This window comes from Winogradskyella marincola (genome assembly GCF_029624125.1).
In the GTDB taxonomy this organism is placed as follows: domain Bacteria; phylum Bacteroidota; class Bacteroidia; order Flavobacteriales; family Flavobacteriaceae; genus Winogradskyella; species Winogradskyella marincola.
On sequence record NZ_JARSBN010000007.1, the window covers coordinates 150,900 to 177,174 of the forward strand.

At 34.7% G+C, this 26,275-nt stretch carries 21 protein-coding genes and 2 tRNA genes; 6 read left to right on the plus strand and 17 right to left on the minus strand.

The window, feature by feature from the left end; all coding sequences use genetic code 11:
• The first annotated feature begins 10 nt into the window (after positions 1–10).
• The 3 genes from P7122_RS13035 (at position 11) to P7122_RS13045 (ending at position 4,784) form a co-directional block, all read left to right on the plus strand.
• On the plus strand, positions 11–1,798 hold the full coding sequence (locus tag P7122_RS13035; RefSeq protein WP_278006245.1) for a RagB/SusD family nutrient uptake outer membrane protein: 1,788 nt from the start codon (positions 11–13) through the stop codon (positions 1,796–1,798).
• 26 nt (positions 1,799–1,824) lie between these two features.
• Positions 1,825–3,381, plus strand: coding sequence for a DUF5123 domain-containing protein (locus P7122_RS13040; RefSeq protein ID WP_278006246.1), 1,557 nt, complete (start codon positions 1,825–1,827; stop codon positions 3,379–3,381).
• Between the two features lie 89 nt (positions 3,382–3,470).
• Positions 3,471–4,784, plus strand: a complete 1,314-nt coding sequence (locus P7122_RS13045; protein WP_278006247.1) for a pectate lyase family protein — start codon at positions 3,471–3,473, stop codon at positions 4,782–4,784.
• A 24-nt stretch (positions 4,785–4,808) separates the two neighbouring features.
• Here P7122_RS13045 and P7122_RS13050 read toward each other — a convergent pair whose 3' ends face one another.
• Positions 4,809–6,293, minus strand: a complete 1,485-nt coding sequence (locus P7122_RS13050) for a right-handed parallel beta-helix repeat-containing protein (protein ID WP_278006248.1) — start codon at positions 6,291–6,293, stop codon at positions 4,809–4,811.
• A gap of 114 nt (positions 6,294–6,407) precedes the next feature.
• Between P7122_RS13050 and P7122_RS13055 the strand changes: the two genes are divergently transcribed.
• On the plus strand, positions 6,408–7,445 hold the full coding sequence (locus P7122_RS13055; RefSeq protein WP_278006249.1) for a LacI family DNA-binding transcriptional regulator: 1,038 nt from the start codon (positions 6,408–6,410) through the stop codon (positions 7,443–7,445).
• A 20-nt stretch (positions 7,446–7,465) separates the two neighbouring features.
• Here P7122_RS13055 and P7122_RS13060 read toward each other — a convergent pair whose 3' ends face one another.
• The 12 genes from P7122_RS13060 to mutS form a co-directional block, all read right to left on the minus strand.
• Positions 7,466–9,079, minus strand: coding sequence for a UxaA family hydrolase (locus P7122_RS13060; RefSeq protein WP_278006250.1), 1,614 nt, complete (start codon positions 9,077–9,079; stop codon positions 7,466–7,468).
• A 20-nt stretch (positions 9,080–9,099) separates the two neighbouring features.
• Positions 9,100–10,560 carry a tagaturonate reductase gene (locus P7122_RS13065; protein ID WP_278006251.1) on the minus strand — a complete coding sequence of 487 codons (1,461 nt, stop codon included), beginning with the start codon at positions 10,558–10,560 and terminating at the stop codon, positions 9,100–9,102.
• Positions 10,561–10,571: 11 nt separating this feature from the next.
• Positions 10,572–11,867, minus strand: coding sequence for a TRAP transporter large permease (locus P7122_RS13070; RefSeq protein ID WP_278006252.1), 1,296 nt, complete (start codon positions 11,865–11,867; stop codon positions 10,572–10,574).
• A gap of 1 nt (position 11,868) precedes the next feature.
• The gene (locus P7122_RS13075) at positions 11,869–12,324 is read right to left on the minus strand and encodes a TRAP transporter small permease (RefSeq protein WP_278006253.1); all 456 of its coding nucleotides are present in this window, start codon (positions 12,322–12,324) and stop codon (positions 11,869–11,871) included.
• A gap of 2 nt (positions 12,325–12,326) precedes the next feature.
• The gene (locus P7122_RS13080) at positions 12,327–13,307 is read right to left on the minus strand and encodes a TRAP transporter substrate-binding protein (RefSeq protein WP_278006254.1); all 981 of its coding nucleotides are present in this window, start codon (positions 13,305–13,307) and stop codon (positions 12,327–12,329) included.
• 10 nt (positions 13,308–13,317) lie between these two features.
• Entirely contained in the window at positions 13,318–13,665 is a 348-nt protein-coding gene (locus P7122_RS13085; RefSeq protein WP_278006255.1) for a cupin domain-containing protein, read from the minus strand.
• A gap of 10 nt (positions 13,666–13,675) precedes the next feature.
• The gene (uxaC, locus tag P7122_RS13090) at positions 13,676–15,076 is read right to left on the minus strand and encodes a glucuronate isomerase (protein ID WP_278006256.1); all 1,401 of its coding nucleotides are present in this window, start codon (positions 15,074–15,076) and stop codon (positions 13,676–13,678) included.
• 13 nt (positions 15,077–15,089) lie between these two features.
• Positions 15,090–15,845, minus strand: coding sequence for an SDR family oxidoreductase (locus P7122_RS13095; RefSeq protein ID WP_278006257.1), 756 nt, complete (start codon positions 15,843–15,845; stop codon positions 15,090–15,092).
• A gap of 10 nt (positions 15,846–15,855) precedes the next feature.
• Positions 15,856–16,695: a 5-dehydro-4-deoxy-D-glucuronate isomerase gene (gene kduI / locus P7122_RS13100; protein ID WP_278006258.1), complete on the minus strand. Its 840-nt coding sequence runs from the start codon at positions 16,693–16,695 to the stop codon at positions 15,856–15,858.
• A gap of 294 nt (positions 16,696–16,989) precedes the next feature.
• Positions 16,990–17,074 (minus strand) — tRNA-Leu (locus P7122_RS13105).
• Between the two features lie 41 nt (positions 17,075–17,115).
• Positions 17,116–17,187 (minus strand) — tRNA-Gly (locus P7122_RS13110).
• Positions 17,188–17,284: 97 nt separating this feature from the next.
• Positions 17,285–19,897, minus strand: a complete 2,613-nt coding sequence (gene mutS, locus P7122_RS13115; protein ID WP_278006286.1) for a DNA mismatch repair protein MutS — start codon at positions 19,895–19,897, stop codon at positions 17,285–17,287.
• 134 nt (positions 19,898–20,031) lie between these two features.
• Between mutS and P7122_RS13120 the strand changes: the two genes are divergently transcribed.
• Both P7122_RS13120 and P7122_RS13125 read left to right on the plus strand, forming a co-directional pair.
• Entirely contained in the window at positions 20,032–20,565 is a 534-nt protein-coding gene (locus tag P7122_RS13120) for an RNA methyltransferase (RefSeq protein WP_278006259.1), read from the plus strand.
• A 26-nt stretch (positions 20,566–20,591) separates the two neighbouring features.
• The gene (locus P7122_RS13125; protein WP_278006260.1) at positions 20,592–21,107 is read left to right on the plus strand and encodes a gamma carbonic anhydrase family protein; all 516 of its coding nucleotides are present in this window, start codon (positions 20,592–20,594) and stop codon (positions 21,105–21,107) included.
• A gap of 3 nt (positions 21,108–21,110) precedes the next feature.
• Here P7122_RS13125 and murI read toward each other — a convergent pair whose 3' ends face one another.
• The 4 genes from murI to bamA form a co-directional block, all read right to left on the minus strand.
• Positions 21,111–21,890, minus strand: coding sequence for a glutamate racemase (murI, locus tag P7122_RS13130; protein ID WP_278006261.1), 780 nt, complete (start codon positions 21,888–21,890; stop codon positions 21,111–21,113).
• 66 nt (positions 21,891–21,956) lie between these two features.
• Entirely contained in the window at positions 21,957–22,457 is a 501-nt protein-coding gene (locus P7122_RS13135; RefSeq protein WP_278006262.1) for an OmpH/Skp family outer membrane protein, read from the minus strand.
• Between the two features lie 31 nt (positions 22,458–22,488).
• Positions 22,489–23,580: an OmpH/Skp family outer membrane protein gene (locus P7122_RS13140; protein ID WP_347402821.1), complete on the minus strand. Its 1,092-nt coding sequence runs from the start codon at positions 23,578–23,580 to the stop codon at positions 22,489–22,491.
• A 153-nt stretch (positions 23,581–23,733) separates the two neighbouring features.
• Complete coding sequence (gene bamA / locus P7122_RS13145) at positions 23,734–26,271, minus strand: outer membrane protein assembly factor BamA (RefSeq protein WP_278006263.1); 2,538 nt, start codon at positions 26,269–26,271, stop codon at positions 23,734–23,736.
• Between the last annotated feature and the right edge of the window lie 4 nt (positions 26,272–26,275).

Below are 26,275 nucleotides of genomic sequence, written 5' to 3' on the forward strand. Positions count from 1 at the left end.
AACTTTGAAAATGAAAAAAACAATATTTCTAACACTGATCTTTCTAGCAGGATTATTTAATTCCTGTCAAGAATTTGATGAAGACTTTTTAGATGCGCCTGCTCCATCATCTGGAGATGAATCAGTTATCTTCTCTACACCAGATTTAGCTAGAGGTGCTGTAGATGGTATACTAGAGCGTATGGGACAAACCAACTCTTACAGAGGTCGCTATATTCCGTTTTATGGTTTTAATACTGATACAGAATGGAATTACAGTTCTGATGAAGTAGGAAGCTCTCAAGGAGAATTAATGATATACGATGCTACACCTACTAATACTCAAATGAACAGAGACAATAACGTTTGGGCTATGATGTATGCTGGTATAGAACGTGCAAACCTTTGTATTAGAGGTTTAAGAACTTACGGTAATCCTGAGCCAGGAACAGCTCTTGGACAGCTACTTGGAGAAGCTTTAACTTATAGAGCTATTTATTATGCAGATTTATTAAAAACTTGGGGTGATGTACCTGCGCGTTTTGAGCCTATTTCTGCAGAGACATTATATCTACCTAAATCAAGCAGAGATGTTATATACAAGCAAATCATTGCTGACTTAGGTGAAGCTGAAGAATTAGTAGCTTGGCCAAACGATAACGCTACAACTACTACTGTAGAGAAAGCAAACAAAGCTTTTGTTAAAGCTTTTAGAGCTAGATTAGCACTTGCTGCTTCTGGTTTCCAACAATATCCTGATGGTATAAGAAGAAGTAATGATCCAGATCTTTCTGTTCAAAATATGTACACTTTAGCTTTTAATGAAGCTACAGACGTTATTAATAGTGGAAAAGCAAGCTTAGAGCCTTCTTTTGAAACTTTATGGAGAAATTACAATGAAGAATCTGTTGTTGCAGGTGGTGAGTCACTTTGGGAAATACCATTTGCTGCAGGTCGTGGTAGAGTATTATTCTCTTTTGCTGTAAGACACAGAGGTGTAGACCAACATACTGGTCAGGCAAGAGGTGGTATTGCTGGTCCATTACCAACTGTATTCTATGATTTTGACGAACAAGATACTCGTAGAGATGTTACTTGTGTACCTTACCAATGGGGAAATCCTACAGATGGTTTTGCTCAACAAGAATTAGTTAATCTTGACACATGGTATTTCGGAAAATACAGATACGAGTGGATGAATCGTTATGTAACTTCTACTAATGATGATGGTGTAAATAAAATTTACATGCGTTATGCTGAAGTATTACTGATTGCTGCAGAAACTGCTAATGAATTACAAGGTCCTGGAGCTGCTGCACCTTACTTAAAAGCATTAAGAAGAAGAGCATTCCCTTCTGAATTACATGCCGAAAAAGTTGACGCTTATGTTGATGCTTTATCAAGTCCTGCAGACATGCTTGATGCTATAATCAATGAGCACAAATACGAATTTACTGGTGAAATGGAACGTAAAATGAACCTTATTCGCTGGAACTTACTTGGGGCTAATTTAGATGAAGCAAAAGCTAAAATGTTCAATCTAAAAAATAGAATTGGTGAGTATGCAGATGTACCTACAACACTTTACTACAAATACCAAGAGGATGGCGAAACGTTAGACATCTATGGTTTAAATAGAAATGAAACGGAAAATCCTGGACCAGATTATTCTGCTCAAGATTGGACTATTTTAGAGGACGACATGATTAACTCTATATACAAGTTAGGTGTAAATCCAGACGACAGACAGTTTTGGCCAATATGGCAAGTCTTTTTAGACGCAAGTAATGGTCAATTGGTTAACGATTACGGCTATTAATAACTATTAATTAAGAAACTTAAAACATGATGAAAGCAAAATATATTTTAAAATGTTCAATAGTGGTTCTTTCTCTACTATTCACATTTTCGGGATGTGACAGTCCTGATGAAGTTATTGAAGAGCTAAACGTAAGTCGCGAATTTGCTCCGGTAGGATTACAATCGTTTATTAGAAACCAAGTAATTGTTGAACTCCAATGGGATTCTGATCCTTATGTTAATGACTATGTTATTGAATTTAGTGAAGATGCATCTTTTTCTACTATCGTAGAAACTGTTAATGTTACCTATGAGCAGGTTCCTGTTCAGGTAGAAATGCAACAAGAAACATTCTACTATATAAGAGTACAAGCAATTAGCTCTAGAGGTTTAGAAAACTCTACGTATGCTACTACTACTGCCGAAACATTAACTGAGCAGATTTTTTACCCTATAGTACCAGAAGATATTTTAGCTACTGAAGCTACATTTAGATGGTTACCAAACACTGCTGTAACTGAGTTATTTTTAGTACCAGGTAACATTACCTATACTTTATCTGCACAAGAAATTGCAGAAGGTGTTGCAACTGTAACTGGTTTAACAGGTGAAACAGATTATACTGTACAAATTCTTAACGGCTCTACAATAAGAGGTGTATTAGATTTTACTACTGGTATTGATATTGGAGATGGTATATTAGTTACTCCTACAGATGATATATTTCAAATGGTAGCTGATGCTGATCCAGGTGATGTTTTAGTATTAGATGCTGGTGATTATACTGCTCAAGTAGGTACAATTACATTAGACAAATCTTTAACTATTAGAGGTCTTTACAGTTTTGATAAGCCTTTATTAAAATTAAGCTTCTCTATTGTAGATGGTGCAACAGATGTAGAACTTATAGATTTAGATCTTACAGGAGATGTTGCTACAGACTTAACCGACATGTTAAGGTATACTGCTACAGGAAACTTTAACTCTTTATTGGTAAGTGGTTGTAATGTTCATGATTACAACAGATCATTTATAGCAGGAAATGTTACTGACGCTATTGTGCAATCTATAACAGTTGAGAACTGTGTTGTTACAAATGTCTTAACAAGTGGTGGTGATTTCTTTGATTTCAGAAATTCTGATGTATTAAACGTAAATTTCAGCAACAGCACATTCAACAATTGTGCACCTGGAAGAGATTTCTTTAGAATTGATGATGCAGGAACACTTGCATCTAACGGCAACCTTTGTAATATCTCTATAGACAGTTGTACTTTATATGCTTGTTCCAATTCTTCAAGCAGAAGAATTCTGTACGTAAGATTTGAAGACAATGACATCACTGTAACAAATACTTTAATTACAGATACTGAATCAGAAGGTTATTCGGATCAAGACAGAACGGATGAGTTCATTTCATTTAGTAACAACAATTATTTTAATGCACCTACATTCTATGATCCTACAGTACCTAGATATGACACATCATCAAGTTATACAACTTTAGATCCTGGTTTTGTAGATCCTCTTAATGGAGATTTCACAATTACAACACAATCTTTAATTGATAACCAAGTTGGAGATCCACGTTGGAGACAATAATATTTAGATAAGTTAGTCTTTAAAGAAGGAGATTTGTTTTAAATAACATTTCTCCTTTTTTTATTAAATTGAAAATGGAAGAATATTACATGAAAAAAATAAACTTCATATTGTTAATAAGCCTAATAACCATTCTTGGTCTTTCTGCTCAACAAAAAGCGTTTCCTACTGCAGAAGGCTTTGGGCAATATGCCACAGGTGGAAGAGGTGGCTTTATTTATAAAGTAACGAACCTAAATGATAGCGGAGAAGGTAGCCTTAGAAAAGGCATTCAAAAAAAAGGTGCCAGAATTATTGTTTTTGATGTATCTGGTACTATTGAGCTTCAGTCTAAATTAGATATCAACAAAGGAAATTTAACCATATTAGGACAAACAGCTCCTTGTGGTGGCATTACCATAAAAGGCTATCCTGTAACTATAAAATCTAATAATGTTATTGTAAGATACTTGAGATTTAGAATGGGAGATGTTAATGGTATTGAAGGTGATGCTCTTGGTTGTAGAAATACCGAAAATGTAATTATAGACCACTGCTCTATCAGTTGGGCAACAGATGAAAATGCTTCATTTTATAACAACAAAAATTTTACGTTTCAATGGAACATTGTTTCAGAAGCTCTAAACAGATCTGTACACAAAAAAGGCGCTCATGGTTATGGAGGAATTTGGGGAGGAGTAAACGCTTCGTTTCACCATAATCTAATTGCTAATAACAATAGCAGAAACCCAAGATTTAGCGGCTCTAAAACCACTAAAAATTCTGAAGATGAATTTGTTGATTTCAGAAATAACGTAATATATAATTGGGGCGAAAATAGTATTTATGGTGGCGAAGAAGGTACTTACAATATTGTGAACAATTATTTTAAATCAGGACCTGCAACAACATCTTCAAAATTAGACAGAATTGTAAGCCCTTCTGAACCTTACGGAAAATTCTATGTTGATGGAAACTTCGTTTACAATTACGAAGACATCACTAATAACAATTGGAATGGTGGTGTTCAATGCGATCAACCAGAACTTACAAAACTTGAAAAAGCTGTTGATATTAACAACAATGTTCAAACTACCAATACCGAAATTGCTTATAAAAACGTGCTTAAACAAGCTGGTGCCAGCTTTAACAGAGACAAAGTAGACAAAAGGATTATAAAGAGCATAAAAAAGGATAAACCAAGCTACAAAAACGGAATTATAGACTCGCAGGATAATGTTGGTGGTTGGCCTAAAATAAAAGCTAAGAAAGCTTCAAAAGACTCTGATAACGATGGTATACCAGACAAATGGGAGCGAAAATTACAGCTAAATAAAAACAAAAAAGATGCCCACTTAAATACCTTAAATGAGCATTATTCTAATATAGAAGTTTATGCTCATATGTTAGTAGATGAACTATAAATACATCTACTAGCATATTTTGCTTTAATTAAATTCAAAAGCACCAATATCTGGTGCTGTACCATTAAACGGAAGTCCAACATCTTCACCAGCATCAATTAAGTCGCTTCCAGAAACTAATTTTAAGAAATCTATATTAGGTAAGCTTCCGTCTTCATTTCTTGGAGAAGCAAGTAAATCAATGTCAACAGTTATAAAATCCGAAGCATTAGTGGTAATACCATTCTGCCATCCGTTACTAGATATATCTGTTGTAGTAGCAGAATAGCTATCATTATTATTTCCGGCAAAAGAAGCTGTGTTTTTTATCAGTAAAAATTGAGCAATATTAGTAGAACTAAAGTTAATATTGCGTCCATTGCTGTAAGCTGAGCAGTTATAGATTTCTACCTCTCCTCTATTGCTATTATGATCAAAACCATCATAAACATTACCTGCTGCAATACAATTGGTGTACACAGCATTATGCTTTAATGTTTTATCATCACTACCTCCAGTTTTAAAACCGTTTCCATCACCAGCACCAACAGTTCCATCCATTAAATATCCATTTTTAAAAGCCCAACAGTTTTCGTAGGTAGTCGAAATATTATCTGTATCTCTTAAGTAGCCATCCCAACCATCATCTAAGTTTTGCCAAGCCCTACAACCAATAAATTTATTATTGGATCCAGCATTTAATTTGCATGCAAACCCATCTGCATTTTCTAGAGAAGCGTCTGCATTGTAGTACGAATCACAATTCAGAATAATATTATTACTTCCACCTCCATCAATCTGTAATCCTGAGTCCTTGTTTTCACTAAATGTGCAAAATTCTATAGTATTATTGTTTCCAGAAATATGCATACCATTATCGCCAGCAGCATAAATATCTATGCCTTTAATATGCCAGTAATCACCAGAAAGTTCAACACCTCTGTTAGATGAATTTTCAGACATGGACGAAAAATTAAATCGAGGTCTTTCAGTGTCCGAAGGATAAGCGAAAAGCGAAATTAAATTGTTGCCAGAACCATTTCCCGTAATTTGTATGGTAGAATTGAAAATATAGTCTCCTCCTCTAACGTAAATTGTCTCACCTGAATTAGCAGAAGCAATTGCGGCTAGAAGTTGTTGCGACGTTTCTACTACAGTACCATTAACAGGATCACTGACTCCAGAAATTTCAAACATTTTCTCAGCAAACACATTAGAGCCATCTTGTGCTGTCGCTCTAACTGTAACCGAACCATTAGAAATTGCTGTTAACAAACCAGAGTTAGAGATAGTAGCAACACTACTGTTATTAACCATCCAAGTTACAGCACTGTTTGTCGCATCACTAGGCAAAACAGAAACAGAAAGTTGACTCGATCCTCCATCTGTTATAGTACTTCCTGAAATAGTTATCGAAGAAACCGCAATAGTTTCTGAAGAGCCACCAGAGCTATCACTACTGCAACCAAGAGTTGGTAATAGATACAGTATTACAATAACTTGTAATATGATAATATTGATGTTTTTCATTATCTAAAAAATTAATGTAATCGATTACACAAGTATAGCGAATTTCTTCCTAGAAACAAAACTTACTTAAAATAAAATGCTTAGATTTACATGTTTATTCTGTACTTGAATTTAATGAAGAAAAAGACTACGATTTACGATATAGCCAAAGAGGTTGGTCTTACCGCTGCAACTGTATCTAGAGCATTAAATAACAACCCAAAAATTAGTGAAAAAACGCGCAAACTAGTTCAAGAAACTGCAAAAAAAATGAACTATGAGCAAAACACACTTGCAAGAGCGTTAAAAAGTGGAAAAAGTTATAACGTTGGTGTTATTGTTCCTCGTATGGACAGTAATTTCTTTGCATCCGTTATTAGAGGTATTGAAGAAGAATTGTACCCAAAAGGTTACCACGTTATTATTTGCCAAACACACGATCAGGAAAATCTAGAAACCGGTAACATTAATTCGTTGTTAAATGCACAAGTTGATGGTATCTTAATGTCTATTTCTAACGCCAAATCAAAAAGTAACGTATTTGATAGTATTGCTCAGAAAAAAGTACCATTAATTTTCTTCGATAGAAAAAAAGAAATTCCAGGTGTAAGTTCCGTGACCATTGATGACTTTAATGGCGCTTACCAAGCCACAAAACACCTTATAGAACAAGGTTGTAAGCGTATTGCTCATCTATCTAACAACAGGTCGTTAGAGATCTTTAAAAATCGTTATTTAGGCTACAAACAAGCCATTATAGATCATGGATTAGAGTTTGATGAAAGTTTGGTTATAGAAACCTTTAGTAAAGTTTTAGAAGGACGAAAAACAGTCAAAAAATTACTAAAAATGAAAAATCCACCTGATGCTATTTTCTCTTCTTCAGATTTTAGCGCTTTAGGTGCTATACAGGAAATAAAAGATCATGGTTTAAGAATTCCTGAAGATATCAGCGTTGTTGGATTTAGTAACGAGCCTTTTACCAAATTTATGGAACTTTCTATCACTTCTGTAGATCAGTCTCCGATTGAAATGGGTAGAATTGCCGCTAAAGTGTTTTTAAAGGAAGTAGACAGTAAAACACCTAAAAAGGAAAGCGAAAAAATAGTACTTCAGCCAGAATTAATTATCAGAGATTCTTCACTTAAAGTGAAAAGTGAAGCTTCTGCTTAACTCTAGCTGAAAACTTAATTTTATAAAGACACTCCTCGTTTCCAAGGAATAAAATCATCTTGATTTAAAATACTTGCTTTAGACTTTATGGTACCACTTGCTACATCAACTATGTACTGAAGCATTGTTTCTGCCATTTCTTCTATAGTCTTTTCGCCTTTAATCACATCACCTGTATCTACATCAATGATATCGCTCATTTTTGCTGCTAACTCCGAGTTAGAAGATACTTTTATCACTGGTGTAATTGGGTTTCCGGTTGGTGTACCTAAACCTGTTGTGAACAACACAATGTTTGCTCCAGAACCTACCATTGCTGTGGTACTTTCTACATCATTTCCTGGTGTACACAATAAGTTAAGGCCAGGATTTGTAACATATTCGCCATAATCCAAAACATCAACAACTGGTGACGTACCACCTTTTTTAGCAGCACCTGCAGATTTCATAGCATCAGTAATCAATCCATCTTTGATGTTTCCTGGTGATGGATTCATATCAAAACCAGAACCAGCATCTACAACAGATTTTTCAAAGGCTTGCATTAAGCTTAAAAACTTATTCGCTTTGTCTTCTTCTACACATCTATTTACCAACTCCTGCTCTACACCACAAAGCTCTGGGAATTCAGCTAAAATTGCCGTTCCTCCTAGTGCAACTAACATATCTGAAGTGTAACCTAAAGTTGGATTGGCTGAAATACCTGAAAAACCATCAGAACCACCACATTCTAAACCTACTTTAAGCTTCGATAAAGGTGCTGGTTGACGTTCAATTTTATTCGCTTCCTTAATGGCTTCAAACGAATTTTTTATAATCGCTGTTAGCATTTCGTCAACAGTTCCCATTTGTTGCTGCTCATACATCAACACTGGTTTTTTGTTGTTTGGGCTAATCGCTTCTAATGCTTTATTGAAAATATCAATTTGAAGATTTTGACAACCCAAACTCAACACGGTTGCTCCTGCTACATTCGGGTTTTTCACATAACCAGCCAACAAACGCGCTAAACTTTCAGAATCTTGACGAATACCACCACAACCTCCAGGATGCGTGATGAATTTTACTTCAATATTATCAAAAACATTCGTGGTTTGCTCTGGCTCTACTGCTGTAGTTCCATTATCTTCATTTACCAACGAACGTAATAACATTCTATGGTTATTAGATTTTTGAGTCAGTAATTCTTTTTCAAAAATATCTTTTAGTAGTTCAATATTTCTGTTTTCGCAGAACACCAAAGGAAAAAACAACCAAACATTGGCAGTACCAACTTGTCCATCTTCTCTATGGTAACCCATAAATGTTTTGTCTTTCCACTTATCTACATTTGGAACAGACCAACCAATGGTATCAGTTTTTTGAGTGACTTTTGCACTTTGATGTTTTACATTTTCAGTGGTAAGCACATCACCTTTCGCTATAGCTTCACTCGCTTTTCCTACTAAAACTCCGTACATCATAATGCGGTCGCCAGCACCAAAATCATTCATCGCGATTTTATGCTTCGCCTTAACATCTGAAATCACTTTGATGTCTTGACCTTCAAATGCTATAACGTCTCCAGCTTTTAGATTGACCAAAGCCACTGCGACATTATCTGTTGGATGTACTTTTATTAACTTCTTCTGCATCACCTCTCGGTTTATTAATCTTATAATTTATTCTTGAAATTTTTCAAACCTTGCTCAACACCATTAGCTTCAATTTCTTCTAATGCCAATGCAATAGCATCTACAAGGTTATTTACTTTTGTAAGGTCTTCGTCCCAAAACGTCGTGTTTTGTAATGCTGCTGTAGCAACAGCTTTGTAATCATCAGTTGACCAAATTGATTTGAAAGCATTTACAATGTCTTCACTATCCTTTATAGGCAATGCTTCGCCATTCCATTCGCCTTTATAAAAACGAATTAAACACGCAAAAGCAAAGGTTAAATGCGCTGGTAACTTTTGAAATTTCTCGTTGTATTCCAATAAACTTGGTAATACTCTCACCTTAAATTTTGAAATGGAATTTAAAGCAATATCAGCTAACTTATGCTTGATGAATGGGTTTCTAAAACGGTCTAGGATTTCTTCAGCAAAACTGTCTAATTCTGCTTTATCCATTGGCAACACCTGATTGATTTCATCAAAAATAGCACTGTTTACAAAAGCTCCTGTAAATTCATTATCAACGGTTTCTTTTACCGTTTCGTTTCCGTAAAGCAACGAAAATGGCACCATTGAGGTATGCGCACCATTTAAAATACGTACTTTTCTAGTACGATATGGTTGCATATCTGCAACAATTTTTACGTCTAAATCGGTTTTATCGAAAGGTAATTTGGCTTTTAAGTCATCGCCTCCTTCAATAACCCAAAGTAGAAATGCTTCAGCTGAAACAATTAAATTGTCTTTATATTCTAACTGCGCATTGTACTCTTCAATTTGATCTTTTGGATAACCAGGAACAATGCGATCTACCAAAGTATTATGAAATGAACAGTCTTGCGTTAACCAGGTTTTAAATCCATCTTCAAGCTTCCAATCTGCACAATATTTTAAAATTATTTCTTTTAAAGTATCAGAATTATAATTGATTAATTCACACGGAATAATCGTCAATGCTTTGTCTGAAGCACCATTGAAATGCTTGAAACGCTCATATAATAACACGGTAAGTTTCGCGGGAAATGAACTTGGTGGTTGCATTTCTAAAGTATCACTTTCTACATAAGCGATACCAGCTTCGGTTGTGTTAGATATAATAAATTGTAACTCTTCTTCTTTCGCAAGGTCTAAATACTGTTGAAAATCGGCATATGGATTTACACCTTTTACAATATTTGTGATAAGCTCTTTCGTCTGAATTTCTTTACCTTTTTGAATCCCTTTTAAGAACAATGTATATAGTCCGTCTTGGTCATTCAACATATCAACCATACCTCTATCAATAGGTTGCACCACAGCAACACCAGCATTGAAATCAGCGTTTTGATTTAATTTTTGAAATGCATACTCAACAAAGGCTCTTAAAAAATTACCTTCTCCAAATTGTACGACTTTTATCGGTGATTTTTCTTCTAATCCTAAATTAGATCTATTTAATTTGTTATCTACAGTCACTGACATTTTAATCTATTTTAAAGGTTGAAAACACTTGGCAACCAAAGTGTTAATTGTGGGAAATATGTTACTAAAAATAAAGCTACTACCATAGCTAAAAACAATGGTAGCAATGGTTTCATTACTTTTTGAATTGTAGTTTCTGCAACACCAACACCTACAAAGAGGACGGAGCCTACAGGTGGTGTACAGAGCCCAATACATAAATTTAAAACCATGATGATACCAAATTGTATAGGATCCATACCTAGACCTTCTACTACTGGTAAAAATATTGGTGTAAAGATTAATACTGCTGGAGTCATATCCATAAATATGCCCACAAACAATAAAATTAGATTGATGATTAATAATATGATGATTGGATTATCACTTATTGCTAATAATGAAGCACTGATACTCTGAGGAATATTCTCAAAAGACATTACCCAAGACATACTCATTGATGCACCTATCAATAGCATTACAACTGCTGTTGTAGATGAAGAGTCTAATAAAATTTGAGGTAAGGTTTTAAAACTAATTTCTTTGTATGCAAAACCTAGAATCAATGTGTAAAGTACTGCTATTGCAGAAGCTTCTGTAGCTGTAAAAATTCCTGTTACAATTCCACCAATTACTATAACCAATAAAAATAAACTTGGAACAGCATCAATAAATGTTTTAAATACATCTTTTAAAGAACTACGCTTTCCTAGTTTATATTTTTTCTTTTTAGCCCAAAACATAGCAACCATCATTAGGAATAGTCCTGTAATGATCCCAGGAATGTAACCTGCTAAGAATAATGCAGCAATAGAAACACCACCACTAGCTAAGGAATATACAATAAGTACATTACTTGGCGGAATGATTAATCCTGTTGTTGCAGAAGTAATATTAACTGCAGCACCAAACTCTTTGGAATAACCTTCTTTTTCCATTTCAGGACCAAGAATACTTCCCATTGCAGAAGCTGATGCCATTGCAGAACCTGCAATAGCTCCCATTAACATTGCTCCTATAACATTTATTAAAGCTAATCCACCTGGTAAAGAACCTACAAGTGTCTTGGCAAAAGCTATGAGTCGGTGTGCAATACCTCCTTTATTCATCAATTGTCCTGAGAGGATAAAAAACGGTATGGCAAGCAAGGCAAAACTATCTAAACCTGTTCCCATACGTTGAGAAACTGTTGTAAAAGCTGGTAAAGCAGGAATACTAACTAACATCGTTAATACAGACGAAATAGAAATACTCCAAGCTACTGGTGTACCTATTGAAAGCAAACCAACAAAACTTAAAACTAAAACTAAAATTGGGATGTAATCCATATTATTCGATATTAATGATGTCTGAAATTTTATAGTAAATAATTAGTAATCCACTTACCGGAATTGCTAAATACACAAAGGCTAAAGGAATTTGTAATGCTGGTGATTGCTGATCTAAAACATAGGTAATGTAAACCAATCTGCAACCTCCAATTACCATAGCAAACAATGCAAACAAAATAATAAGCACATATACTACTAACTTTAGGTGTTTTTGTGTCTTATTTGAAGCTTTTTGAGGTAATACATCAATTGCAACATGCATGTTTCTTCCTGAAACATAAGCTGCACCCAGAATACCCAACCAAATCATAAGGTATCTAGCCAACTCATCTGTAAAAGAACTTGGCGTACCTACAACAAACCTTGTAAATACTTGCCAAATTACATTGACTACCATAACTCCCATAATAACAATGAGAAGGTTTCCTAAAATCTTATCTATCTTTTTTCTCATTATTAGTTATTCTTTATGCGGTTTATAAGATCTTTCATATCATCATCTTTACTGTATGCTTCGTATACTCCTTCTACATCATTGGCAAAGCTAGATTTATCTGGTCTTACCACAGTTACTCCTGCTTTTTGAACTTCCTCTAAAGCTTCTTTTTCTGCTTCTGCCCATAATTCGCGTTGATAAGATACAGATTGATCTACAGCTTGCTGAAGCCATTTCTTTTGTTGTTCAGATAAACGATCCCAAACATGTGTTCCTATGATTAGTACATCTGGTAAAACGGTATGCTCATCTAACGAATAATATTTACAAACCTCATAGTGTCTGGACAAATAAAAACTTGGAGGGTTATTCTCTGCTCCATCTACAACACCTTGTTGTAAAGATGTGTAAAGCTCTCCCCAAGAAATTGGTGTTGGCGAACCTCCTAAACTTTTTACCATATCCATTGCTGTAACACTCTCCATTACTCTAATTTTAAGTCCTTTTAAATCTTCTGGAGAGTTAATAGGCTTATCTTTAGTGTAAAAACTTCTGCTACCAGCATCGTAATAACACATTCCTTTAATCCAGTACTTTGTACCTTCGTCTAATAGCTCTTGACCAATTGGTCCGTCTAAAACTTCAAAAGCATGTGCTCTGTCTCTGAATAAATATGGTAAACCGAAAACCTTCATGCGTGGTGCAAAATTTTCCATAACACCTACGGAAACTTTTGTCATATCCAAGCTTCCGATTTGAAGCAATTCTATACACTCGCGCTCAGTTCCTAATTGCTGACTTGGGTATATTTCTAACTGCATTTTTCCGCCAGAAATTTCAGCCAAATCCTCACCCATTTTCACCATGGCTTTGTGCACAGAGTGATTAACGTCTAAGCTATGTGCCAACTTAATAGTTTCTACATCGCTTGTATCGCTACAACTAAATGCGGTAAGCGTCACTGCTATTAAAAGAATAAAATGCTGGAATACGTTTTTCATAATTTCTCTTTTAAATTTTATTCTCTAAAAAATCTTTTCTTACTGGATTAAAAACATCTACCAGCATGCCTTCTTCTAAACAGACAACACCATGCATAACGTTTGATGGCACAAAAAAAGAATCCCCTTCTTCAAGAATTTTCATTTTGTCATCAATAGTCACTTCAAATTTACCACTTGAAATGTATGTGGTTTGCGTATGAAAATGATTGTGCATTTGACCTACACCATCTTTTTTAAACTTTACATTAACCATCATCATTGTATCATCGTAACCAACAATTTGACGGCTAATTTTATCATCTAAAACTTCCCACTCTATCTTGTCTTGCTCAAAAAAAACAGCTGCGTCAGACATGCGTTTCTAATTAAAAATTAAAATATTCTTTAGCATTAAAATAACTGATGTCTGAAACGATTTTACCAATCCATTCCAGCTCTTCTTTTGGCAACTCACCACGCTGAATTTCGTCTCCTAAAAGATTACAAAGCAAACGTCTGAAATATTCGTGTCTTGGGAATGATAAAAAGCTACGAGAATCGGTAAGCATACCAATAAAACAGCTAATTAATCCCATATTAGACAAGGCATTCATTTGCTTGGTCATACCATCCTTTTGGTCTAAAAACCACCAACCAGAACCAAACTGAACTTTTCCTTTTACACTACCATCGTTAAAGTTACCAATCATGGTCGCCATAACTTCGTTGTCAGCAGGATTTAAGTTATAAATTATGGTTTTTGTAAGTTTATCTTTTCCGTCTAATGCGTTTAAAAATGCAGATAATTTTTCAGCTTGTGGATAATCTCCAATAGAATCCCAACCTGTATCTGGCCCAAGAATACTATGCATACGCGCATTGTTATTTCTTAATGCTCCTAAATGGAATTGCTGTACCCAACCAAATTCATGATACGTTTCCGACAGGTATAAAAGAATAGCTGTTTCAAACTTAAGCACCTCGTCTTTTGTTAATGTATCTCCTGCTCTTTTCTTCTTGAAAATCGTTTCAACTTCATTATCTGTATAGCCAACAAAAGAAATTTGATTTAAACCATGATCACACAATCTACATCCATTATTATGGAAGTATTCAATTCTACTGCGTAGTGCGTCTTTTAAATCTTGATAATTAGAAATCTCTTTATCGGCTGCTTTTCCAAGCGCATCCATATAATCATTATAACCATCGTTTGCTATTAAAATAGCCTTATCTGGTCTAAACGCTGTGCTTACTTTAATTTCGAAATCACTTTTAGCAAGTGCTTGGTGATGCTCTAATGTATCAATCGGGTCTTCGGTGGTACAAACCAATTCGGCATTGACCTTACGAAGTAAATTTCTACAACTGTAATCTGAAGAACTTAACTGCTCGGAAGTAGATTCGAAAATGCGTTCTGCAGATTTTTCATTTAATAAATCTGTAACACCAAAATAACGTGTTAACTCTAAATGCGTCCAATGATACAAAGGGTTACGCATTGTGTAAGGAACTGTTTTTGCCCACTGCATAAACTTGTCCTTATCTGACGCGTCACCAGTAATATACTTTTCATTAACTCCCAAAGTACGCATAGCTCTCCACTTATAATGGTCGCCATTAATCCACACTTTGGTAAGATTATTATACACTTTATCCTCTAAAATTTCTTGAGGTGGCAAGTGATTATGGTAATCTATTATTGGTTGATTTTTTGAATAGTTATGATATAACTCTTCAGCATATTTATTTTCTAAAAGAAAATTATCGTGTATAAACTGTTTCATCTATTTTGAAAATTTATCGACCCATCCAACCGCCATCTACGGTTAAAATTGAGCCACTCATATAGTCGCTTGCTTCTGAAGCCAGAAAAACTATAGGTCCTTTAAAATCTTTTGGTGTTCCCCATCTTCCAGCAGGAATTCTTGCTAAAATGGATTGACTTCTGTCTTCATCGTTGCGCAATGCTTCGGTATTATCTGTTGCTATATAACCAGGCGCAATAGCATTAACCTGTACATTTTTTGAAGCCCATTCGTTAGAAAGCGCCATCGTTAACTGACCAATAGCACCTTTTGAAGCTGCATAACCTGGAACTGTAATTCCGCCTTGGAAAGTCAGTAATGATGCTGTAAAAATGATTTTACCAGAACCATTAGCAACCATATCTTTTCCAATTTCTCGGCTTAAAACAAATTGTGCATTTAAGTTTACTTCTATCACTTTATCCCAATACTCATCAGGATGTTCAGCTGCTGGCTTTCTTAAAATAGTACCTGCGTTATTAACTAGGATATCTATTTTAGAGTGGTCAGACTTTACAGCCTTAATAAAGCTATATAATGAATCTCTACTTGAAAAATCACATTGATAAGCTGAGAACTTTTTCCCTAGCTCTTCAACGCGTTGTCCTATTGCAGAGCCTTCTTTTTCTAATGATGCTGACACACCAATAATATCTGCTCCAGCTTCTGCTAAAGCTTCAGCCATAGCAAAGCCAATACCTCTTTTACAGCCTGTAACCAGTGCTGTTTTTCCGGTTAAATCGAACATAATTTTATGCTTATCTTAATTCGTTGATTTTACAAACATCCATATCTCCGTAGTCTAGATTTTCACCTGCCATTCCCCAAATAAAAGAATAGCTCGCTGTACCAGAACCAGAGTGAATAGACCAAGGTGGTGAGATTACAGCTTCTTCATTACCCATCCAGATATGTCTTGTTTCTTGAGGCTCACCCATAAAATGACTTACCGCTTGATCTTCTGGAACTTCAAAATAGAAATACACTTCCATTCTACGATCGTGCACGTGAGCAGGCATAGTATTCCAACTACTACCTGTTTTTATGGTTGTCATTCCCATTTGCAATTGACATACATCAACAACACTATTTACGATATATTTTCTAAGTGTTCTGGCATTAGCTGTTTCTGCAGAACCTAATTCTATAACCTCAACATCGTTAGTTCCAATTTTTTTGTTTGGAAATGTTTTGTGAGCAGGTGTTGAGTTTAAATAAAATTTTGCTGGATTACTTCCGTCTTTACTAGAAAACTCAACTTCCTTGTTACCTTGACCAAGATATAAAGCTTCTTTGTGGTCTAACTCGTACACTGTACCATCTACAGTTACAACACCAGATTCACCAACATTGATAATTCCTAATTCTCTTCTTTCTAAAAAATAAGATGCTTTTAAAGGATCAATCGTTTCTAACTTTACAGTTGTACTTACTGGCACTATACCTGCAACCATAAACCTATCGTAGTGCGAATAAACCCATCTCAATTCATCAGTTTTCATTACATTCTCAATTAAGAATTCGTCTCTCAATTCTTGGGTATCGTACTTTTTTACAGCTTGCGGACTAGACGCGTATCTTGTATCGTATTTTGACATAATTTTATTTTAATTGTAATCGATTACACAAATATATAAATAAATATGGTAATTGCTATTTTCGGATTATGAATTTGTTAAAATAGTATTGGTTTGGTTGGTAAATTAATAAAAAATATATGAGTTTTTATTAATTCGTTGGGTTACATTAATTTTTTTACGACTAGGATTAGAATCTAAAAACATGTTTTTAACCCTTTAAAAATCATCTCTTTTATTGCTTTTATACCGGTAAAATATTGTAGTTAAATAAAAACAAAAAAAGCCGAAACTTTCGTTTCGGCTTTTCATCTGTACTGAAGGCGGGACTTGAACCCGCACGGCCATAATGGCCATTGGATTTTAAGTCCAACGTGTCTACCAATTCCACCACTTCAGCATCAAGTTACGGACTGTAACTTAAATTTTTATATTGTATAGAGCGAAAGACGGGATTTGAACCCGCGACCCTCACCTTGGCAAGGTGATGCTCTACCCCTGAGCTACTTTCGCGTAGTCTTTTTAAAGAACATTTCGCTGTAAAAGCGGATGCAAATTTAAAATAAATCTTATAAAACCAAAGCCTTTTTTTAAAATAAATTAATTTTTTTTACACTTCCTTTTTTTTCAACAACATACGTTTTATTTCATTCAACTTCATTAATGCCTCAACTGGTGTTAAAGTATCTATATCTGTATGTAAAATCTCATCTTTAATCTCCTCTAAAAGAGGATCATCCAAGTTAAAGAAACTTAACTGCATATCGTCCTTTAAAGATTTCACCTTATCCGTTAGCTCTTCACTTGAATGAGATTTTTCAAGTTTAGTTAAAATTTTATTTGCTCGTCTTATCACTTGTTGTGGCATACCAGCCATTTTAGCAACATGAATACCAAAGCTGTGCTCACTTCCTCCTTCAACAAGTTTTCTAACAAAAAGCACATTATCTTTTAATTCTTTAACAGCTACATTAAAGTTTTTAATCCTATTAAAAGTTTCTGTCATTTCATTAAGCTCGTGATAGTGCGTTGCAAAAAGTGTTTTTGGTTTTGCAGGATGCTCATGCAGATACTCGCTAATTGCCCATGCAATAGATATACCATCATAGGTACTTGTACCGCGTCCTATTTCATCTAACAATACCAAACTTCGGTCTGATATATTATTTAGTATAGAAGCGGTTTCATTCATTTCTACCATAAACGTAGATTCTCCCATAGAAATATTATCGCTTGCACCAACACGTGTAAAAATCTTATCTACAAGTCCAATTCTGGCCTGTTCTGCTGGCACAAAACTTCCTATTTGGGCTAGTAATACAATTAATGCCGTTTGTCTTAAGATTGCCGATTTACCAGACATGTTTGGTCCTGTAATCATTATAATCTGCTGCGATTCTCTATCGAGATAAACATCATTAGCAATATAAGCTTCACCTAATGGTAATTGTTTTTCTATAACAGGATGACGACCTTCTTTTATATCTAGTTCAAAACTATCATCAATTTGAGGATAAGAATAGTTATTACTCTTTGCCAAACTTGCAAAACCACAAAGGCAATCTAACTGACCAACTAATTGCGCATTTTGCTGCACCTGAATGATAAATTGATGCATCCAGCTTACCAACTCAGCAAACAACTGTTGCTCTATAGCTAAAATGCGTTCTTCGGCACCTAGTATTTTTGCTTCGTATTCTTTTAGCTCTTCGGTAATATAACGCTCCGCACTTACCAATGTTTGCTTACGCACCCATTCTTGCGGCACTTTATCTTTGTGCGTATTTCTAACTTCAATGTAATAACCAAAAACGTTATTTGATGCTATTTTCAATGAAGGAATGCCTGTGCGCTCACTTTCGCGCTCTAACATTTTATCTAAGTAATCCTTGCCTGACTTTGACAAGCCTCTGAGTTCATCGAGTTCTTCAGAAAAACCTTCGGCAATAGTATTGCCTTTTAAGACATTAACAGGAGCCTCTTCGTTTAGCGTTTGCTTTATTTTCTCGCGAAGCAAATCGCAATTATGAAGACTACTTCCAATAATTTTTAAGGCTTCATTTTCACAACTTTCAGAAATAGATTTTATCGGAACAATTGCTTCTAAAGAATTTTTAAGCTGAATCACTTCGCGTGGACTCACCTTAGTGGTTGCAATTTTAGAAATAAGACGTTCTATATCTCCAATATGCTTTATTTGTCCTTGCATTTTTTGAAGCGCAACATCATGCTCCAGTAAATACTTAACAACCTCATGACGTTGTTTTATTTTTTCGGCATGTTTTAGAGGCAAGGCTAACCAACGCTTTAAGGTACGACCTCCCATTGCCGAAATTGTTTTGTCAATAACGTTAATTAGGGTTACCGCATTGGCATTGGTAGAATGGTATAATTCTAAATTTCTAATGGTGAATTTATCCATCCAAACGTAATCGTCTGTAGCAATCCTAGAAATGGTTGCGATATGCTCTAACTTGTTATGCCTTGTTTCACTTAAATAGTGAAGCACAACTCCTGAAGCAATAATACCTTCATACAAATCTTCTACACCAAACCCTTTTAAGGTTTTAGTATTAAAATGCTTGGTTAATGTTTCGTTGGCATAATCTGCTTGAAACACCCAGTCTTCGAGATAAAAAGTATGAAAATCATTTCCAAACGTTTCACTGAAAGACTTTCTGCACTTTTTTGAAATAAGCACTTCACTAGGATTAAAATTCTGAAGTAACTTATCTATATATTCTGCATCTCCTTGAGAAGTTAAAAATTCACCTGTTGAGATGTCTAAAAACGAAATTCCGATGTAGGTTTTATCAAAATGAACAGCACACAGAAAGTTGTTAGACTTAGAATGTAAAATATCATCATTTAATGCCACACCAGGTGTTACCAATTCTGTAACTCCTCGCTTAACGATTGTTTTGGTTTGCTTAGGATCTTCAAGTTGATCGCAAATTGCCACACGCTCACCTGCTTTTACCAACTTTGGTAAATATGTATTTAATGAATGATGTGGAAAACCTGCCAATTCAGTTTCGCTATCGCTACCTGCACCTCGTTTGGTTAAGATAATATCTAGTATTTTGGATGCTTTTACAGCATCACTTCCAAAGGTTTCATAAAAATCCCCAACTCTAAACAGCAATAATGCATCAGGATACTTTGCTTTTATAGCATTGTACTGCTTCATTAATGGTGTTTCTTTTTTTGCCTTTTTAGCCAAGAGAAATGTGTATTTTTGCTTCATCCCGATTGTCATCGGGACTTGTAATTGTAAGATTGCTAATGTAGCCAAATAGCCTTATTATATAAAGCCATTTGAACATAAGTTATTTACAAAACACATAACATTTCAACATGCGCAAATTAAAAAATAGCGAATTAGACCGTCTCGATGTTTCTGAATTTAAAGAAGCTAAAAAATCACCTATAATTATCATTTTGGATAATATTCGTAGTTTGAATAATATCGGGTCTGTTTTTAGAACGAGTGATGCTTTTTTAATAGAAAAAATTTACCTCTGTGGCATTACAGCTCAACCTCCACATAACGATATTCGCAAAACGGCTTTAGGAAGTACCGAAACTGTTGATTGGGAATATGCAGAAAACACAATAGATGTTGTTACCAATTTAAAAAACGAAGGTGTAAAAATTTGTGCTATTGAACAGGCTGAGCATGCAACGATGTTAGATACATTTCAACCTCGACCTAATACTAAACATGCTTTTGTATTTGGCAATGAAGTTAAAGGTGTAGCGCAAGATATCGTAACCGCTAGTGATGAAGTTATAGAAATACCACAATTTGGGACCAAACACTCTTTAAATATTTCCGTAAGTACTGGTGTAGTAATATGGGATGTTTTTAGCAAATTGAAGAAGATTTAAAATTACTCATTCAAAAAATTATAATTATGCCAATTATTAAACCCGTTAGAAATATACACCCTCATATATCTGAAGATTGTTTTGTTGCCGACAATGCCACTATTGTAGGCGAAGTTACTATGGGAAGCCAATGTAGTATTTGGTTTAATGCTGTTGTTAGAGGCGATGTGCATTATATAAAGATGGGAAATAAGGTGAACATACAAGATGGTGCTGTAATCCATGCTACCTATCAAAAATCACCAACTACTATTGGCAATAACGTTTCTATTGGTCATAACGCTATTGTTCACGGATGCACAATACACGACAACGTACTTATTGGTATGGGAAGCATTGTGATGGATGATTGCGTTATTGAAAGCAATAGCATTATTGCTGCTGGTGCTGTAGTAACCAAAAACACAATTGTAGAATCTGGCAGTATATACGCTGGTGTACCAGCTAAAAAAGTAAAGGATATTAGTGAGGAATTAATCTCTGGAGAGATTGACCGTATCGCCAACAACTATGTAAAATATTCTGGTTGGTTTAAAGAATAAGTCTTAAAAATCTAAAAATGTGGTTTCAAAATTGCCACCTACTAAAGTATTTAAGACCTCAACGTTACTGTTAGAATGTAGTTTTACTGAAGGTGTTGCTTCATTTAAATTCAATAAATCTTGAGATTGCAAAACAGCCTTAGTTTGTTTGGCGACTGCCAATCCTGAATCTATGATTTTTACGCCCTCTGGAAGCATCGTTTCTAACATTGGTATTAAGTAAGGATAATGCGTACAACCTAAAACCAGGTAGTCTATATTAGCCTTAAGCATAGGCTCTAAATAGAGCTGTAGCAAATCTTTCATTTCATCTGAATTCAATTTGCCAGATTCTATTAAAGGTACAATGCCTTCCCCTATCTGCTCTACCACTTTTATGCCATTAGCATATAAATCTGAGGTTTTATGAAAAAGCTGACTACTAAGTGTTCCTTTTGTGGCTAAAATCCCAACCGCATTGGTCTTTGTGTTTAAAGCTGCAGGTTTAATTGCTGGTTCTATCCCAATAAAAGGCATCTCATACGATTCCCTTAAATAGGTGATTGCATTTGTTGTCGCTGTATTACATGCAACCACAATAATTTTGCAACCTTTGTTTAGTAAATATTCTGTATTCTTTATGGAAAGATTCTTAATCTCTTCTTGAGTCTTATTACCATATGGCGCATTTCTACTATCTGCTAAGTAGATTATATTTTCATTAGGAAGCAAGGCATGTATTTCCTTAAAAATGGAAGTACCGCCAACACCAGAATCGAAAATACCAATTGGATAATTACTCATACTTACAAAAATAAAAAGTCGCTTTATTAAAAAGCGACTTTCAAAAAGATTTTATTTAAAACTTACTTATATTTTTAAGTGAGCTTTTACATCTGCCATAAGGTCTTTACCATCTGAAACAAGTAACATTGCAGAATCTAAAACATACTCATATCCTTGAGCTTTTGCCACTTCTTGAATTGCTTTTTTAGCGTCCGCAATTATCGGCTTCATTAAAGCTTCATTTTTCTTTTGCATATCTTGATACTGATTCTGCTGGTATAACGTTATCGACTGATCAATTTTAGTAACCTCTTGCTTACGTCTTAAGTTTTCTTCTGCAGTTTGAGATCCTGCTTCAGATTCATATTGCTTTATTTTATTATTAAGCTCTGTCAACTGATCTTGAAGCTCTGCTTGATATGTCGCTTTAAGCTTATCTATCTCTGCTTGAGCTGAGATATAATCTGGCATAGCCTCAATTAACTTTTGGGTATCAATATGTGCAACTTTACTTTGAGCTGACGTAAAAGTAGTTGCTCCAATAAAAAGTACTGCTGCAAATAATAATGATTTAAAATGTTTCATTTTTCTAAATTGTGTTTGTGTGTTATAATTATTAATTATCTTCTCCTTCTTCTTTCTTAGCCTTAGCTATTGAATCTCTTTTTCTAAGTTGCTCTTCTCGCTCTTCGCGCGCTTTTTTTCGTTGTTCTAATATTTTCTGTTTTCTTTCTTCTAAAGCTTTTCTTCTTCGCTCTCTGTCGTTTGCTTTAATTTCAGCAGCCGTAGGTTGCTTCTTTGTGCTTACAGAATCTTTCTTAGCTACAGTATTTTCTTTTTTTACTGCAGAATCTCCTTTGAGTGATTTTTTTGCCTGTGTTGTACTATCCTTTACTGTAGATTTAACATCATCCTCAGTTTTATTTCTAGCATCTAATACTTTTTGTCTGCGAGCATCAGCTTCACGTTTTTTAGCTTCTCTTATAGAATCTTGTGTTGCTCTTCTAGCTTCTAAAGCCTTTTCGCGTTCTGCACGTTTTGCTGCTAACTGAGCCTCTCTTTCCGCTTTTCGTTCCTCTAATGCTTTCTGTCTTTCGTCTTTTTCTTCACTAACAACTGGCACTACCTCTTCATCTTCTAACTCTTGGCGCTCTTTTTTATTTTTTGCCTGACTACGCTTAGAGGTTCTTGTAATTGTTCTTAAAACCTGCTCACTAATATCATAACGCTCTGCGGAATAAAGCATAACTACATCTGCAGATTTATCAAAAACAAAATCGAACTTTTTAGTCTCTGCTATTTGTTGAACAGCTGCAAATATCTGATCTTGTATTGGCTCTATCAACTGACGTTTTTGAATCATTAAATCTCCATCTGGACCAAAACGCTTTTGCTGGTAATCTAAGATTTCTGCCTCTTCAAAAGAGATATCTTCCATGCGTTCTTCGTACAATTCTTTTGTAAGAAGTACACTTTCACTTTCTAACTCTTTCTTCTTTTGCTCTATAACGCTAAGCTTTTTCTCAATCTCAGTTTTCCATTGAAGCACTTTTTTATCTAGTTGCGTTGAAGCTTCCTGATATTCCGGTACATTTTGTAAAATATATTCTGTATCTATATATCCTATTCTAACACCACGTTGTGCATTAGCATTAAAGCTCATAAGACTTATAACTGCCAGTAAAAAAAGAACTTTAAATTTCATCATGATTGTTTTTGTTTTGAGACATATTAAATTGTTTGCCAATCTTTTCGTCAGTTTTTAGTGTTACTAATCTTCAAATTTAACGAAATATATCCTTAAAAATTTTAACACCATGGTGAAATACTTAATTAGCAATTAGAAAATATCGTGCCAAAGTTAAAATTGCTGACCAATAATGAAGTGAGTTTCCCATTTTCTTGGTGATGTTCCATCTGGTAAATCGTCGAAAGCGTGACCAAAATCTATACCTAATAAACCAAAGGCTGGCATAAAGATTCTTAAACCAAAACCTGCTGACCTTCTAACATTAAAAGGATTAAAATCTCTAAAACTGTTGATAGACTGACCGCCTTCTAAGAACCCTAACGCGTATATCTTAGCCTGAGCACCAAGTGTTATAGCATGACGAAGTTCTAAAGAGAATTTGTTGTATATAGAACCACCATCTGTTGTAGATAGGGATTGATTAGGATAACCACGTAACTGAATAATCTCTCTTCCGTCTAATGCAAAATTTCCTAAACCATCTCCTCCAACAAAGAAACGCTCAAAAGGAATAACTCCTCTATCGTTATTATACGCACCTAAGAAACCAAATTCTACACTAGGTCTAAGAACCAACTTTTTTGTTAAGGCTGTATACCAATCAGCTCTAAACTTTATTTTATAGAACTCTAACCACTTAAAACGCTCTTGGTCAATTTCACCTATACGTGCATAGTCATCTTCATCTGATGAATCTAAAGCATCTCTCTCATCTTTAAGCGCCTTATAATCCACTCCATTTACTAAAGAATATGGGAAAGAAAACTTAGCAGAAGCCGTAAAACTAGATCCTCCTGTTGGGAAAATTGGATCTGTGTATAAATTATTTCTACTTAAACCAATAGTATAAGACAAGTTATTTGATGTACCATCACCGAAAGTAAATAGTCCTGTGTTATAATTATTTAAGTCGTATTTTTGATAGCTTATTGCCTGCGACAATAAGAAATAATCATCTGGTTCTGACAATCTAGTAGAAATACCTAAAGTAAGACCAAGAATATTAAATCTTCTGCTTTTATCTGCTCTACGTGTTGCTGAGTTATATAAAAACTGTCTGGAATAAGATAATGAACTTGATAACTGAAATGGCTTTTTACCACCTAACCAAGGCTCACTAAATGAAAAACTATAAGTTTGAAAGAATTGACTCGCCTGTAATCTTAATGCCAGACTCTGCCCATCTCCTCTTGGCACTGGCTTGTACGCATCCTTCTTAAAAATATCTTTAATAGCAAAGTTGTTAAACGACAACCCTAGAGTACCGATGAAACCACCTCCACCATAACCACCTTGTAGTTGTATTTGACTAGACCCTTGCTCTGCAACTTCGTACTCAATATCTAATGTACCATCTACAGGATTAGGATTTTTAATGTTAGGCACCAACTGTTGCGCATCAAAGAAACCTAATTGCCCAAGCTCTCTTAATGTTCTAATAATTTGAGATTTGCTGTATAACTCACCTGGACGCGTTCTAATCTCTCTGTATATTACATGATCATTGGTAACATCATTTCCTTTAACTGTAACGTTATTGAAATAAGCAGGTTTACCTTCAGAAATACGAATCTCCATATCAATAACATTACCCTCTGCACTTACCTCAACCGGATTGATTGTAGAGAACATGTAACCGCTATTTTGATATGCATTTACCAAACTAATTGCATCTGGATCGTTAGGATCGTCTATACGATCTCTTAACTCTACTCCATTGTAAGTGTCACCCTCTTTTATACCTAATAATGCTGATAACTGTCTATCAGTATATACTGTATTACCAACAAAGTCTATCTTACCAAAGGTGTACTTTTCACCTTCTTCTACTTCAATATTTAGACTGATTGTTTTCTCATTATTGTAGATGATAGAGTCTGATACAATTCTTGCATCTCTATATCCTTTTTCTTTGTAACGATCAACTATACTTACTAAATCTTCTCTAAAATCTTCTTCTATGTATTTTGAACGCTTAAAAATTCTTAATGGACTAAGGCTCTTTTTCTTTGTATTCTTCATAGCCTTACGAAGTTTCTTTCCTGAAAGCTTTTCGTTTCCTATGAAGTTTATCTTCTTAATTTTTACTTTTTGCCCTTTATCTATCTTAATCTTCATGTTAACACGCTCCTTCTCTACAGAGTCTATAACCTCTGAGGTTCGGATGTTAACTTTAGCGTTTAAAAAACCTTTCTTTTTGTATTTGTTAGTAAGGTAACTTCTTGTTGTTGCTATAAGGTTTTCAGTAACTTTTACACCAGACTGCAACTTGTTTTCAGTTATAATTTCGTCTTTTTTACCTTTCTTAACACCTTCTATAGTTAAGTCTTTTAACTCAGGCAAATCCATAAGATGGATTTCTAAGTTAGCATTACTTCCATCTATATCAGTAACAAAAATATCTATACTGCTAAACAAGTTAGACTTCCACAAAGTCTTTACTGCGTTTGCAATTTTTTCTCCACCTACTTGGATTTCTTCATCCTTTCTAAGCTTAGAATAAGCTATAATAGTTTGTGGACTAAAATTAGTATTTCCTGTAACGGTAATTTCTTTGATTAAATACTTAGCACCATCTTGAGCTTGTGCATTACCTAAAAAAGGTATTGTAAAAAATAATACGACACCAATTAATTTAGCAAGGGACATTGAT